Source organism: Shewanella marisflavi, assembly GCF_002215585.1.
Lineage (GTDB): Bacteria > Pseudomonadota > Gammaproteobacteria > Enterobacterales > Shewanellaceae > Shewanella > Shewanella marisflavi.
On sequence record NZ_CP022272.1, the window covers coordinates 3,327,131 to 3,342,499 of the forward strand.

Genomic DNA, 15,369 nt, shown 5'->3' on the forward strand with positions numbered 1-15,369 from the left:
AACAACCAAGCCAAACCACCAGGCTAAGCCGCCAAGCTATGCCGTCAGCTTAATCCCGATGAATACGCACCGCTATGCGCCGGGCACCGAAGTCTTGCCTAACCCTATCGAAGCGCCCCGGTAAGGGCGCACCACAATGCCTGCAGGCACCAGTCTCATCGAGTGCATATTGCCCCAGCTGATACCAGTCTCGCTCGATCACCCGCTTATGGCAGTTGGCGCAATAGGTAGCATCTGAATCAGGATCATGAACATTGCCGCAATAGACATAATGCAAGCCATGATTCAGGGCTATTTGGCGAGCCCGCTGCAAAGTTGATAGGGGCGTCGCGGGTTTATCTCGCAGCTTAAAGTCGGGATGAAAAGCGCTAAAATGCAGCGGCACATCCGGGCCCAAGTTCTCCATCAGCCACTGACACATGGCGTTGAGTTCCTGATCGCTGTCATTCTCCCCCGGGATCAATAAGGTCGTTATCTCAAACCAGACTTGTGTCTCCCGTTTAAGGTAAAGCAAGGTCTCCAGCACAGGTTGCAGCTGGCCATGACAGATCTTGTGGTAAAAGCGTTCACTAAAGGCCTTAAGGTCGATATTGGCCGCATCCATATATTGATAAAACTCGGCCCTGGGCGCCTCGCAGATATAGCCAGCACTCACCGCCACGCTTTTGATCCCGAGTTCTTTAGCTGCCTGGGCGGCGTCGATGGCGTACTCCATAAACACCACGGGGTCGTTATAGGTAAAGGCGATGCTCTTGCAGCCATGTCGATGAGCCGTGGCCGCTAATTCATCTGGCATGGCAGTGTCACACAAGGTATCCATCTGGCGGGACTTACTCATATCCCAGTTCTGACAAAACTGGCAACTCAGATTACAACCCGCCGTGCCAAAACTCAGCACGCTCGAGCCGGGATAGAAATGATTCAGCGGCTTTTTCTCAATAGGGTCGATACAGAAGCCGGAGGAGCGCCCATAACTGGTGAGCACTATCTCGCCTTGATGGTGCATACGAACAAAGCAGGCACCACGTTTCCCCTCACGCAGAGTGCATTTTCGCGGACAGAGATCACAGCACACCCGACCATCCGCTAAGGCATGCCAATAGTGGGTGGGAAAGTATGTGGGCGGCGTCGTTAACATGGGTGTTTACCTGTCGTTGACCTACACTAAAAGTATAGTTGACGCCCAGTCTAGGGAAGAGAAGATGAAATACCGACCCGCCGCCGTCGCAGGCCGTTTTTACCCAGCCGATCCCCCGCAGCTGATGCAGCAAATTAATAGTTATTTCAGCGAGCCTCCCTGCTGTGGCATCATCCCTAAAGCCCTCATCTTACCCCACGCAGGTTATCTCTATTCAGGCGTCGTTGCCGCCAAGGCCCTGACTCTACTAAGAAATCGTCAACAAGCTTACACTCGTATTCTCCTATTAGGCCCCAGCCACTATGTGGGACTCAATGGCTGCGCCCTGCCCCGCAGCGATGCCTTTATCACTCCGCTAGGTGAAATTCCTATCGACAAGGCGGGTGTAACACAGCTACTGGCGCAAAGGTTAGCCATAGAGTCAGATACGGCACATCAAAAAGAACATGCATTGGAAGTTCAGCTGCCATTGCTGCAATCTTGCCTGGAAGAGTTTACCCTGCTACCTGTCGTCGTCGGCGCCACCAGCCCCGAAGCGGTGCATCGCTTGATCAACGAGGTCGCAGACCAAGAAACACTGATCATAGTGAGCAGCGATCTGAGTCACTATCACCCTTATGGCGAAGCCAACCGCATCGATGCCGACACCCGCAGTAACATATTGTCCCTCGACGCCCACCTGAGCCCCGAACAGGCCTGTGGCTGCCATCCCCTCAATGGCCTGCTGGCGTTTGCGAAGAAGGTCAATTGGCAAATAAAATGTGTCACCCATACCAACTCGGGCGATGTTATCGCCCGCAGTGAGTCGCGCCAGCCCAGAGACAATGAAGAGGTGGTCGGCTATGCCAGCTTCGTCCTCTATTGAGCTGAGTCAGGCAGATAAGCATGAACTGATCCGCATGGTCTGGCAGGTACTGGATCATGCCTTAGCAGGGCGAGGCTTAATATTACCGTCACCGCCCAGCAGTGAAGCCTTGCAACGCCACTGCGCCTGTTTCGTTACCCTTTACCACGGCGGTGAACTAAGAGGCTGTATCGGCACAGTGCAGACCAAGGAGCCCCTATGGCGAGTCGCCTGTGAAAACGCCTATGCCAGCGGCTTTAACGACCAAAGGTTTCTGCCGCTCACCCTGGCAGAGCGCGCCGAACTCAGCCTAGATATCGCGATTCTCTCACCGCTCATACCGATAGAAAACCAGGGCGAACAAGCCCTGCTCGATACACTCAGACCCGACATCGATGGGCTGCTGATGGATGATGGCCGGCGCCGCGCCCTGTTTCTCCCCTCGGTCTGGCGCAGTTTACCCACGCCCAAAGCATTTGTTACAGCGCTCAAGCAAAAAGGCGGCTGGCACCCAAATTTTTGGCATGACAGCATCACGCTGCAGAGGTTTACCACCCAAGTCATTTCATCATGACCTTAAATCCGGCTTCGGCCAAAATTAGCACTTGGCATAGGCTAGGGGTTAGCATCTGGCTAATTGGTTATTCGGTAAGGGGGCTGAAGGTCATATCTCTATAGCAATCTCCACCTGCCCAGTGGGGGCAGAGACGCATATGACACACTGAAAGCCACTGACCTCGAAGGATAGAGGGAATGCCGAAAAATGTCAGGAACATTTTCGTCCCTGAAACCGAAGGTCACCGACATATCTACACAGTATCCAACTTCACTTCGATTTGACTATATTGATAACAATGAAATCTTTATTTCTAAATGAGATATTTGTTAGTGATGCAGTTCATGGATTAAGTCATAGAATCCAGCTAGGCTGATTTACGTTTTAATGGATTAATTTTATGAGGTTCAACAATGATAAAGGCGATGATACTTCTTACCTCCGCGTTTCTACTTGCAGGTTGCAGCTCTACATATCAGCACTCGGCGTTACAGACTCCCACAGCTAAATTAAATCCCGCCAAAGGCGTGCTGATCGCCATGCCCAAAGATGGCTGGTATGGCAACAAAGAATATCGTAACTCAGGCCAGATGACGGCCAATGCTGTCCGCAGCGCCTTCTCCAAATACACCAATAAGGTCATTATCGCGGACAATTGCGTGGGTGACGATTGCCTAAAACAGCTCGATGCTAATCAATTCGGCTATTTTGTAAAACCAATCATTCTTCACTGGGAAGACAGGGCAACCGAATGGTCAGGGATATCAGATACCATAGAGATTCAGCTTGTTGTCTTGGATGCAATGACCAAGCAAGAGATCGCCAACGCCTCATACACAGGCAAGAGCAAATGGGCCAGTTTCGGCGGTGATCATCCTCAAGATCTCCTACCCGAGCCCACCAATGAGTTTGTGAGCAGCCTATATAAATAGGCTGTTGATTGTATGATTTATGATTTAGCGTCAGGCGAGATTGAAGTTTGATAGGTATTTGAAGATCATACCTTCATGGTTATCTATCACCTGCGGTGGGCTTATGTGCAAACCGTTTCGGCATGCTGTGTACCTTTGACCTTCATCGATGCTGGAGAGGCAGTTGAAGGTCACCTCTTCATGGTAATCTATCGCCTGCCCGGCGGGTGCAGTACATGGAAGTACCAATGCCGTGATCACATGGATGTGAAAGAACGACGTATGTGCAGATACGCCTGTGAGACGCCGTGAATAAGTCCCGTTAGGCTCTGCCGAAACATCCCTGTTTCGGAAGCTCACCGACGTATCTACACTCGGTATCCAACGCCTCTTCGATTTAGGTGTATTGGTGTATTTAAGGCGTGAAAGCTAACTGATTTTTGCCCCATTCCTTGTTTAGTATGGCCGAACTAGCTTTGCTTGGTATTGGACTGTTGACCTAATTTTAGTAATGCTACAAAGTGTCTACTGTTCTAGAGGCTTACCAAGCCGCTGAATGCGGCGTTGGTATGAGCTCATCATTTACTTAGTTAAGAGTTAATAATTGGATATCTTAGAAATTTTTAAAGACTACATATTTGCAGTCTTAATGGCGCTGTTTTTAGCTTATATTACGTATCAACAGTTAGTAACTAACCGTCAGAAACTCAAACTAGATCTCTACAATAAGAGATTTGAGGTATATACGGCTACGTTAAAGTTTTACCAAGAACTAATAGGCGATGGTGTTACCTCAGAAACTCACAAGGACTTCATCGAGAAAAAGGAAGCAGCCAAATTCTTGTTCTCAGAAGATGCATCAATTTACGAATTGCTCAATGAACTGCACGAAAAGTCATTTAAGGTAAAAGCTTTCAAAGGTCATCGTAAAGAACTTAAGTCCAGCCCTGAAATATTCAGCAAAGCGGCACAAGAGTCTCTAGAGGTAGTTAACTGGTCAGTTGAAGCCGTCAAATCTCTCAGCAGTAAATTAGAGAAATATTTAAACATGTAGCAAGTTTCGTATAATAAGGCGTTTAAGGCGGATTCCCAACGCTTGGTATTCTCCGTTTGATTCAGTTTTAGTGTTTACGGCACAATGGTTTAGGTAGGGGGTAGCGTTGCTCAGCACTTAATGCGGCGTTAGCCATTAGAAATTTTTATCCGAAACTGACAAGTTAGAGTTAAGGCTTTAACTCGGAAATGTCCAAAAACAATTTAGCTTTTGATTGTCTGAGTGATACAAGTAAGGGCAAATCGAAGAAATGGAAAACCGGGTGTAGATACGCTGGTGAGCTTCCGAAACAGGGATGTTTCGGCAGAGCCTACAGGATGTATTCACGGCGTCTCACCAGCGTATCTGCACATGAGCCTGCGGCAGGCAATAGATTAAAAATACGGCTAACGCTATAGCAAGGGTATTAAATATCTACCCCACCAGATTAATGATTTCCAGTGCATTGCAACCTTGATGCTATCAGCATTTAACCTCCCGCAAGCAATTAACATCAGTTACGGCTAATGCTAAAACAAGGGTAATGAATTTCAACTAAATACAAAGAGTAAACACCAAGAAAGTTACCCCTTTTACGCAAAAAAGGGCCTAGATTCTCATCTAAGCCCTTTTAACCTTAACGCTAACTAGATAGCATCCAACCAGCGCCTCCACTAATCGCTAGTATTAGTGAACAATCTCCATTTCCGCCAACAGGTTATCGGCGTTATCCAGATACTTCATCACCCAAAGCATATAGCGGCTATCTACCTGGATAGAGCGGTTGGTGTCGGTATCGTAACCCCAGTCGCCGATGATGGATTCATAGACGCCGTCAAACAGCAGACCGACAAGCTCGGCGCGGCCGTTTAGGGTTGGTGAACCTGAGTTACCACCTGTGGTATCCAGCGTTGACAGGAAGTTCACCGGCACAGAATCAATAGACTTCATATAGTAGTCGCCATATTGCTTCTGCTTAATCAGCTCAAGCTGCTTCTTAGGCGCATCGAACGGCTCTTCACCCGTGTCTTTGGCCAGTATACCTTCAAGGCGAGTGAATGGTACGGCCTGCAGACCATCTTGCGGCGAGTAGCCCTTCACGTGACCCACGGTAACACGCAGGCTAGAGTTAGCATCGGCGTAGACAGGATTACCCAGCTCCTTGTTATAGGCGATGATGGCATCCATATATTGAGGACGCACCTTCATCAGCTTGCCATACAGCTCCTTCTCTTTCTTTTCCTGGGCCATATCTGTGTCATACATGGCGACAGCAAACTGAATGAAAGGATCTTTAGACGCCTTGAAGTCGGCCACTGACTTATCCATCCAGGCTAGACGAGTCTCTTTGTCGCCTAGCTGAGTCTTGGCGTACATCTTGTCTAGCGTCTTGCTAAGCTTAGCGGCGTCAAACTTCTTGCCGATGCCAAAGGCTTTGTCCAGCGCAGGGATACGCTCTTCGCTAGGCAAGTTGGCGTAACGCGTCAGCAGATCCAGCACCACGGCCTTATCGACACTCGGCGCATAACGACGGTCGATACGCTCAAGACCCGACTTGAAACGAGTCATGTCGCGCTCCTGGTAACCTGGCTCGCGGGCCATGTCATCAAGCTGCTTCTCATTCGCCAGACGGTAGAGGCTACGCGCAGTCGGCAACATGGTGGTGTAGCCGATATAGCCTAAGATGATGTCGCGGGCCTGATGCTCCTGGCTCTCTTTGATCAGCTTGTCCAGTTCGGCCAAAGTCTCACCATATTTGGCCTGACGCTGGCTGTCTTTATTGATCCAAGTGGTCAGAGCCGCCTCGCGTGCCTTGCGATCTTCGAGCATGGTCGACTTACCATAGAACTCGATCATCGAAGTGAAGTTCTTAGCATAGTTAGCCAGACCAGCGATTAAGCTCTCATACTTGATACGCTCGTCGCTGCCCTCTGGCGCAGTTTCCTTGATGATCTCGATAAAGCGTTCACGCAGCATCTTGCCTTCTGGGTAAGCCCACTCGAACTGGTTTTCCACTTCGTTGGCGGTGCGGTAACGGTTGGTGCGACCCGGATAACCGGCCACCATGACGAAATCGCCATCGCTCACGCCCTTGGCCGATACCTTAAGGAAGCTCTTTGGCTCGTAAGGCACATTGTCTTTGCTAAAGTCTGCTGGCTTGCCATCTTTGGCGACATAGCCGCGATAGAAGGAGAAGTCACCAGTGTGACGTGGCCACATCCAGTTATCGATATCACCGCCGTACTTACCTACGCTGGCCGCTGGGTTATATACCAGGCGCACATCGCGGATCTCAAGCTGCTTAACCAGATAATATTCCAAGCCGCCGTGGAAGCTGTATACCTGACAGCGGTAGCCGCCACCCGCCTCACACTGAGCAACCAGTTGTTTCTCTTTGGCCTCGATACCTTGATAAAAGTCGTTACCGACCTTGTTTTCCAGGCCCGCTTTCACCTTGTCGGTCACATTGGTCACTTCCTCGGTGACATAGATGCGCGAACCAGGGGTAGCGGGTAGCTCTTCACTGTAACTCTTGGCCAGAAAACCATCTTTAAGCAGGTTATTCTCTGGGGTCGAATTGTATTGAATTGAGCCGTAGGCACAGTGATGGTTAGTGACCACCAATCCCTTTGGCGATACGAAAGACGCGGTACAGCCACCCAGGCTGATCACGGCGTTCATAGGAAATTCGGTGAGTTTAGAGATAGATTTGGCGTCGATTTCCAGCCCTTTGGCTTTCAGTTCATCAGCCATGGCGGGCAGTTGATATGGCTGCCACATTCCCTCATCGGCTTGTGCGCCGAAAGCAGCAGCGAACGCCACTGTTACGAGTAACTTTTTCATTTGCTAAGTCCGTTTTATCGTTATAAAAATTTTTATAATACCCATTGGCTTTTTGAGTATTCAGCGCAATGAAGACTCAAAAAGCCCTACAAAAAAGTCGGGCAATCGCCCGACTTTATCATAAATTGCTGAGTGACAAACAGCTTAGCAAAAAAGCTAAAAAGTAAGCAGTTATTTCCGGCTAGGGAAACACCTTAGCCGTATCCACTTTCTTCAGGCGAATTTTACAGCGCAACCCAAAGCTGAGCGGCAATAATCACCAGTCCCACTAAGGCTGACGCCCCTAGGGCAAAATTACCGCCACCGACCTGGTAACCACCCAGGTTTTGTTTACGCTGCCCCAGCGCCATAGCGATAGGCAAGAAGATGATCATCACCACCAATGGCAAAGCGGCAAAACCTAGCACCTTAATAAATCCATCTGGATAGTAAAGTGCACACAGCAGCGGAGGCACAAAGGTGACCAGCCAGGTTTGTACGCGACCTAAGAGGTTATCTCTGGCACGAGTCAGCTCGGCAATATAATCAAACAGGCTCATGGTCACCCCAAGGAAAGAGGTGATCAGCGCCAGATTGGCAAACAGATCGATACACTGACGCAAAATGTCTGAGTGAGCAATCGCCTGCAGCGCCGACACTAACTTAGGTAGTGACCCCTCGAAACCGTGCACTGTTGCCCCGCCTACTGTCCCTAAGGTCACCATCAACCAAAGGATATAACAGAGCAGTGGAATGCTAGAACCTATCATGAGCACCTTGCGCAGTGACATGGCATCGCCATCTAAGTAACGCACTATAGTGGCGATACAGACATGGAAACCGAAAGAGGTAAAGACCACAGGGATCGCCGCCAACCAGAGGTTACCCAGCTCACCCTTAGAGACGATTTCGGCAGAGGATTCACGCAGAATATAAGTTGGGCTCACCTCGGGCAGCAAAAACAGCACCACGATAATAAACAGTGCCACCATGGCAGTAAACAGCACCCGTGAGACCTTGTCGATCCAAGACACACCGATGGCAATAAAACCACCGAAAATCAAGGTAAAGAGTAACACTGCCGCCTCATGACTCACCTTGATTCCCAGAGGTTCAAAGCGCGACTCTAACAGGGAAGAGCCCCCCATCAGGTAAACCATGGTCAAAGCAAACAGCAGGCTGAGGAAGGAGCCCCCCTGGATCAGCTGTCCAACCTTGCCGAGTGTCTTGCCCGTGATGGCGTGAACATTAAGCCCTACCCCTGCACGTAAGTTAATCTCTAACATCAGCAGCGAGGTATAAATAGATACCCCCCAAATCACCACCAATAGCAGTAAGGCTGGTATTGTCCCCAATGAAGCGGTAGCCAGAGGCAATGCCAACATGCCTCCCCCAATTGCGGTGCCCGCAACGATGGCAATAGAGCCAAGCATTTTTAAGTTCACAAAATTGTCCTGTCTTTTTTAATTTTCTCTTTTTGGAAGGTCAGATTTAGAACGGCTGCGAAGGCGGGAATTAGTCATAAAACACACTAAGCGATAGCCTCCTAACCGAACTATGGAACTCTGTCCTAGTACGCGTTGGGTTGGCCTCAACAGCTTAGCTATACACTATCTTCCGATTTAACTAAGCCCCTGAGGCTGTCTAAATCGGTAACAATATCGATAGGTTTGTTTCATCACTACCTTTACTCTATAAATTTGACTGTTTGGCACATTAACAGAGGCGTTGCCAGCGCACAAGGTATCGCGCGGGATTGGGCGCAAGATTACACAAAGGCGCAAAAAGCGCGAAACAACTTGTCTACAGCGTAATCATTGCGCATAAAAATTGCTCATTAGTACTCACCAGCTTGCGCCTCAAACGGATTTGGGTATAATTGCCGCCACTGCTTCAGGGGAGTAGCTAACAAGGCGAGCAATTGCCTTGAGTGAGTGTCAACATACTTGGCCACATGCCATGGTACTCACGGTAAGGGGGAACACCTTTTACTTTGCAAGACCTGAGCACGGTTACCGTTCATTCATTAGGGGGCGGCGGATCGTGCTTGGATTTTTTGCCCCCTTAGGAACTATGATGGAAGCTTTACTCGCCTCAACCTTCACCGTCGCTATTGCCGAGATCGGTGACAAGACTCAGCTGCTGGCACTCATACTCGCCGCACGCTTTAGAAATAAAACCGCCATTATCTTAGGGATCTTTCTCTCGACCCTGGCAAACCATTTCGCCGCCGCCTGGTTAGGCCAATGGGCCATCAACTGGATAAGCCCAGAAGTCGCCACCTATATTGTCGCTTTCTCCTTCTTTGCTATCGCCCTCTGGGTACTGGTACCGGATAAAGTTGATGCCGAAGAGAGTCGTTTTTATAAGATGGGCCCCTTTGTCGCAACCTTTATTCTCTTCTTCCTCGCCGAGATGGGCGACAAGACTCAGGTTGCCACAGTGGTTTTATCGGCCAAGTATGACGCCTTAGCCCTAGTCGTGCTAGGTACCACCCTGGGCATGATGATTGCCAACGTGCCCGTGGTCCTTGCCGGTCACTTCAGCGCCGAGAAACTGCCGATGACATGGATCCACCGTGGTTGCGCCGCCCTGTTTGCCCTGCTGGGTGTCGCAACCCTGATCTATTAAACCAAGGTTCTATTAAACCAAGGCCCCTGGCTCGAAAATCAGATTAAGCCTTAACAAAAAAGCCAGTGACTCAAGTCACTGGCTTTGTTCTACAGGTTACTTATTTACAGGCGGTTATAGGCCCAATCCCTGTTTGATGCGCTGACCATAGTCTTCATCGGCCTTGAAGAAGTGGGCTAACATGCGCTCTTGTACATCCACGCTTGCCTGACTTAGCGAACCTGAGATGGTTGCGGCTAATCTGGCTTTCTCCTCCTCACTAAAGATGCGATACAGGTTACCCGCCTGAGTATAGTCATCCTGATCGTAACGACTATAGCGATCGGCTTCGCCGTCGAGTCTTAGCGGCGGCTCGGCAAACTGAGTTGGCTCAACCAAGGCTTCAGAGGTGCTATTCGGACCATAGTTGGCACTGGCATCGCCGCCCGTCTGACTGCCGCTGAAGGGGCATTGAGTCCCCGCCATGGCGCCACCACGTTGATGATGGTTAGCCTGAGCCGCATGGGGGCAGTTCACCGGCAACTGGTTATAGTTGGCACCAATACGATAGCGCTGGGCATCGGCGTAGGCGAACAGACGCGCCTGCAACATCTTATCGGGTGATGCGCCGACACCGGGCACCAGATTACTTGGCGCCAGGGCCACCTGCTCCACTTCGGCAAAATAGTTTTGCGGCAAACGGTTAAGCTCCAGTACACCTATCTCGATCAGTGGGTAGTCGCCATGTGGCCAAACCTTAGTCAGATCGAACGGGTTAATATAGTAAGAGTTAGCATCTTCTTCCGGCATGATCTGCACATTCACTGTCCAGCGCGGGAAGTTACCATCTTGGATCGCCGCCACCATGTCACGCTGTGACGAGTCAGGATCGATCCCCTTAAGCTTATCCGCCTGCTCGTTGGTCAAATTCGCCACGCCTTGCTGCGATTTAAAATGGAACTTAACCCAAAAACGTTCACCCTTGGCATTCCAGAAAGAGAAGGTGTGCGAACCATAGCCGTGCATCTGGCGATAGTTAGCCGGAATACCACGGTCTGACATCAAGATGGTCACCTGATGCATGGCTTCTGGGTTGAGTGACCAGAAGTCCCACATCGCCTGTGGATCTTTCAGGTTGGTCATAGGGTTACGCTTCTGGGTATGGATAAAGTCTGGGAACTTGATGCCATCACGCAAGAAGAAGGTTGGCGTATTGTTACCGACGATATCGTGATTACCGCGCTTGGTATAAAAACGCAGGCCGAATCCACGGGGATCGCGCTCGGCATCGGCTGAGCCCATCTCGCCGCCCACGGTAGAGAAGCGTACAAAGGTCTTTGTCTGCTTACCTTCGCCATTAAAGTGATCGGCAATGGTGTAATCGCTCAGATCTTTGGTCAGGGTGAAGGTACCATAGACGCCTGTGCCTTTGGCATGAACGATACGCTCGGGAATGCGTTCGCGATTAAAGTGCGCCAGCTTCTCGATAAGGTGCCAATCTTGAAGTAACAGCGGGCCACGCTCACCGGCTGAAAGTGAGTTTTGGTCGTCGGCAATCGGGGCACCGCTTTGGCTGGTTAAGTAGTTCGTTGTCATAATTCGCTCCATCCTGTGTGATCTATTTTCGGTCAATGGCTTTTAGGGTCGAGTCAGCTCAACCAGTCTTCGATAACATCAAATATTGTGGCCATGATTTATGCTCCTCTGAGTCCCACCCTTGAGTGGCTAAGCCCAGCATTTAACTTGTCGATGCAGTAAGACTAGTCGACAAGCCAACAAAGCGAAAACGATTAAAACGAATAACGCTAAACTATTTTTTAGATTAGAAATGAAAAGCTAAATCGGTTATCTCCCAAGTGATGTGATCTGCAAGGTGAGCGCAGCAAAGCGTGCCAGACACACAGCGCTTTGACGTTGGAACAACAAGTTGGGACACCTGAAGCCCTAGACACTAGTGAGCGATAGGCCTGACAACTCCGGTCGCCATAAGCCAGGTAAAGATAAGTTTAGATTTAAGATGTGGCTCTGCTTAGTAGGAACTGAGTAGGGAAAGCTATACTGGGAGACCTGTGCTGGGAGACCTGTGCGGGTAAGCTTAGGCGCGGACCTTAGCCCGCACCTTAACCATCAATGGTCTTTATCCAGGGTCACAGTACTGGCTCGATACAGCTTCACCAGATAATAGGCATCGATCAACACGATAAAAAAGTTCACCAAAGCCACAGGCAAAGCGTCGATAGCCAATCCATAGGCGACAAACAGGGCGGCGCCGATCAGGTTCCACCAGCGCAGTTTCTTGATATTGGACATCATCAGGGAGATGGCGACCACCACTGAGGCCAGATAACCGACCCACTCCCAAATTGTTGCCATTTCCATAGGCACTCCTTAACCCTAAAATAACTTTCCTTAATTATGGACACTAGCACCAACAAGCGACAGCAAAGGCGAAAAATTATCTCTGCAATTCAGATGCATGGCCATGCTATTGCCAGACACCTCGCCAGCGGCGCTATCGCTGAAGCCATTAACGCCTGATGTTTAACGCCTAGAGCTTTAACACCTAGAGCTTCAACACCTAGTTTTTAACACCTAGTTTTTAACACCTAAGCCCTTAACACTTGGGCCTTAACGCTTTACGACGGCCGCCGTCATACGGGAGATACAGCATAGCTCGCCCGCGCTATTGTGGATTAAGATCTCCCACACTGAGCTGCGTTTGCCCAGATGAACCGGCTTGGCGGTTGCGGTTAATATGCCGTTGCGTGATGCTTTAAGATGGTTAGCGTTGATCTCCTGACCCACGCAGTAATACTGCTCAAAATCCACCACAAAATTGGCCGCGTAGCTGGCAACCGTCTCAGCCAGGGCCACATTGGCACCGCCATGAACAATACCTAAAGGATTATGCACCGCAGGGGATGCCGGCATGGTCGCCTTCATATAATCGTCGCCAATCTCGCTGATGGTGATCCCTAGGGTCTGCATCAAAGTACCTTTGCCGTGCATACCGGCGTCCATCTTAGCGCAATCTTCCAGGGTGACAGGTCTAAACCAAATACTCATTGCTCATTCCATTATTCACAAAATCAAAACTGAGCAGTTAGTCTACTGTGGAAACTGATTATAAGATATAGGAACCAAGGTGTTATCTATAAACACCCGGCCTTAGGGGTGGCCTTCATTCGCCCTGAATTATTAGTCTCGTCTGCCGCCAATAAGCTGCATCAAGTGGGTTTGTGTGACGAATGAAGACCTAGGGTAACAGGTAAAATTTGTCTCTGCTTCTGCAGGTTATGGCGCCGCATTAAGCCTTGAGCACCACACCATTTTCGCGCGACAGTTTAGCCTGAAAAACCTAATAAACAAGCCCGATGAGTCGAGTCAAAATAGAAAAATATCACAGCGTTACCTAAGACACAGATTTGATGAGCGCGCGCTACACTCTGTAAAACAACCGCTAACATAGCGCCAAATTCACGCCTAAAGAGATGACACATAATTGAGGCCAAAGCGTAACAGCGAAGAGGCCATAAAAAAGCCCAACCAAAAGGTTGGGCTCTGATTCAAATACTAAGATATCGGTTAATTTACCATATTAAATTAAAACCTAACTGCCGCAGCCATCAGGACTTCTAGAGTTGATATAGCGAACATCTTTTGCTCTGTCATAGCTAGCAGGATCGAGCGTGCCATGCTTTTTGATAAATTGATAAAGCATATCGGCATCAATAAAGCCTGTGTCCCTCGCCTTTTCCTTCAACTTAGGATATTTGTTACCGCCCGCAGCATTATAGCTAGGAAGGGTAAATCGGTACTTATCCGTTAACTTGAAGGGCTTGTCACCCACCATTTTGATATCGACATCTTTAGCTTTACAGTCAACTGTCATCTTGATGCCACTGAAGTGGGCAAAGCCGCCAGAACCTCGAGTCTTAAGTGCAACTTTAGACAGATATTTCTTAAGTTCGGCACCATCCATCTCGGTCACTGTCACACTGTTGGAAAAAGGCTGCACCTTAAGCACATCACGATAGCGAATAGGCCCTTTCTTTATCGTGGCGCGAATCCCCCCTGAGTTCATGATGCCGAAATCGGCTGGCACGGGGAGCTGAGTCTGAGCATGGGCGATCATGATTCCTAGCGGCGTAGCTTGATTACGGACAACCTTACGCTTACCAACGAAATCAGCCTTGGCAACACCAATCTGTTCTCTCAACTTCAATTGCCCTTTTGCCTGATAAGGGCGAAGCAGTTCAAGGGTTTCCTTATCCTTGGGAGTCAACATATGCGCTGGATAATAGGAACCAAACTTGGTTTCAGTATTTACTGGTACCAGCTGGTAATTAGCCAAGTGTAGCTGGCCGCCATAGTATTCAAAATCGGCGCGACCAACGAACTTGCCCCACTCATAGGCTTGCATGATCCAAGTGCCATTTTGACGGTCAGGCTTACAAGGCTCATCTCGACCATAATCTTCTACGTACTCACCTGTGTCGCCTTCCATACAAACAGGCAACTGCGAATGGCCGCCTATGATGGCTTGGATTTGGCCAGGCTTTAGGCTGTTAGCCAATGCAACATCACCAGGCGCGTTACTACCATGTCGACCATTTTCATAATGGCCCATATGGGTAAGACCAAAAACAAGATCCGGTTGATGTTTCTCTTCAAGCTCGGCCAAAATAGCTTTCACCTCAGCTTGAGGAGAAGTGAATTTAAAATCTTCAACAAACTCTGGGTTACCGATCTCGGCAGTATGTTCTGTCGTCAGCCCAACCACGGCTAGCTTCAAGCCTTGAATCTCAAATAGCTTGTAAGGCTCAAAGTAGCGTTGCCATTCACCATCGACCTGACGATAGATATTGGCCGATAACCAAGGGAATTTTGACCAGCCTCTCTGCTTATCCATCACAACGGATGGATTATCAAACTCATGGTTACCCACTGCCATGGCATCATAACCAAGATGATTCATGCCGATAAAATCAGGCTCAGCGTCTTGAAGATCGGACTCTGGTACACCTGTATTGATATCGCCACCTGAGAGCAGTATCGTCTGCCCACCTTGTACGGCGACCTCTTTACGAATTTGATCCAGTATGGTTTTTCGTGCCGCCATACCATACTCGCCTCTCGAACCATGCCAAAAACGGCCATGATGATCGTTGGTATGCAGCAAGGTGAAACGCTTACAGTCATCACCGGCGGCTTGACAGGCAATCGATGCAGTCGTCTTAGGCGCCTCTTCCACCTTTTTCTTACCACAGCCGCTCAATGCTAACGACATAGCGATAGCGCAGCCGGCTAGGACCAGGCCAGAAGGACGGAGTGAAGTATTCATAATAATCCTTCAAAATTATTCAGATCAGCGTTGTCACTGACCCTAAAGGCTTTATGTCGATAGAACGAACTAAGCCCACAAGGTAAGGTGTAGACAACGTCTGTAGAGTT

The 15,369-nt window shown here is 49.3% G+C and carries 12 protein-coding genes; 5 read left to right on the forward strand and 7 right to left on the reverse strand.

Features of this window, described 5'->3' with window-relative positions; all coding sequences use genetic code 11:
• Positions 1-49: 49 nt before the first annotated feature.
• Positions 50-1,138, reverse strand: coding sequence for an AmmeMemoRadiSam system radical SAM enzyme (amrS, locus tag CFF01_RS14730; protein ID WP_088905287.1), 1,089 nt, complete (start codon positions 1,136-1,138; stop codon positions 50-52).
• 64 nt (positions 1,139-1,202) lie between these two features.
• On the opposite strand from amrS, the gene amrB reads away from it, so the two are divergent.
• From amrB to CFF01_RS14750, 4 genes are all read left to right on the forward strand, one after another.
• Positions 1,203-2,003 carry an AmmeMemoRadiSam system protein B gene (gene amrB / locus CFF01_RS14735; RefSeq protein WP_088905288.1) on the forward strand — a complete coding sequence of 267 codons (801 nt, stop codon included), beginning with the start codon at positions 1,203-1,205 and terminating at the stop codon, positions 2,001-2,003.
• Positions 1,981-2,556, forward strand: a complete 576-nt coding sequence (amrA, locus tag CFF01_RS14740; RefSeq protein WP_088905289.1) for an AmmeMemoRadiSam system protein A — start codon at positions 1,981-1,983, stop codon at positions 2,554-2,556. The genes amrB and amrA overlap by 23 nt, the downstream gene beginning before the upstream one ends.
• A 407-nt stretch (positions 2,557-2,963) precedes the next feature.
• Positions 2,964-3,470, forward strand: coding sequence for a DUF4823 domain-containing protein (locus CFF01_RS14745; RefSeq protein WP_232479448.1), 507 nt, complete (start codon positions 2,964-2,966; stop codon positions 3,468-3,470).
• A gap of 583 nt (positions 3,471-4,053) precedes the next feature.
• Entirely contained in the window at positions 4,054-4,503 is a 450-nt protein-coding gene (locus tag CFF01_RS14750) for a hypothetical protein (protein WP_088905291.1), read from the forward strand.
• Positions 4,504-5,169: 666 nt separating this feature from the next.
• Here CFF01_RS14750 and CFF01_RS14755 read toward each other — a convergent pair.
• Entirely contained in the window at positions 5,170-7,326 is a 2,157-nt protein-coding gene (locus CFF01_RS14755) for a S46 family peptidase (protein WP_033540608.1), read from the reverse strand.
• Positions 7,327-7,550: 224 nt separating this feature from the next.
• The gene (locus CFF01_RS14760) at positions 7,551-8,750 is read right to left on the reverse strand and encodes an amino acid permease (RefSeq protein WP_088905292.1); all 1,200 of its coding nucleotides are present in this window, start codon (positions 8,748-8,750) and stop codon (positions 7,551-7,553) included.
• Positions 8,751-9,381: 631 nt separating this feature from the next.
• Here CFF01_RS14760 and CFF01_RS14765 point away from each other — a divergent pair.
• Positions 9,382-9,936, forward strand: a complete 555-nt coding sequence (locus CFF01_RS14765; RefSeq protein WP_088905293.1) for a TMEM165/GDT1 family protein — start codon at positions 9,382-9,384, stop codon at positions 9,934-9,936.
• A gap of 114 nt (positions 9,937-10,050) precedes the next feature.
• Here the strand turns inward: CFF01_RS14765 and katB are convergent, their stop codons facing one another.
• From katB to ushA, 4 genes are all read right to left on the reverse strand, one after another.
• On the reverse strand, positions 10,051-11,511 hold the full coding sequence (gene katB / locus CFF01_RS14770; RefSeq protein ID WP_088905294.1) for a catalase KatB: 1,461 nt from the start codon (positions 11,509-11,511) through the stop codon (positions 10,051-10,053).
• Between the two features lie 531 nt (positions 11,512-12,042).
• Positions 12,043-12,294, reverse strand: coding sequence for a YgjV family protein (locus CFF01_RS14775; protein WP_088905295.1), 252 nt, complete (start codon positions 12,292-12,294; stop codon positions 12,043-12,045).
• Between the two features lie 249 nt (positions 12,295-12,543).
• Complete coding sequence (locus CFF01_RS14780) at positions 12,544-12,981, reverse strand: PaaI family thioesterase (protein WP_088905296.1); 438 nt, start codon at positions 12,979-12,981, stop codon at positions 12,544-12,546.
• Between the two features lie 544 nt (positions 12,982-13,525).
• Positions 13,526-15,259, reverse strand: a complete 1,734-nt coding sequence (gene ushA, locus CFF01_RS14785) for a bifunctional UDP-sugar hydrolase/5'-nucleotidase UshA (protein WP_232479449.1) — start codon at positions 15,257-15,259, stop codon at positions 13,526-13,528.
• Between the last annotated feature and the right edge of the window lie 110 nt (positions 15,260-15,369).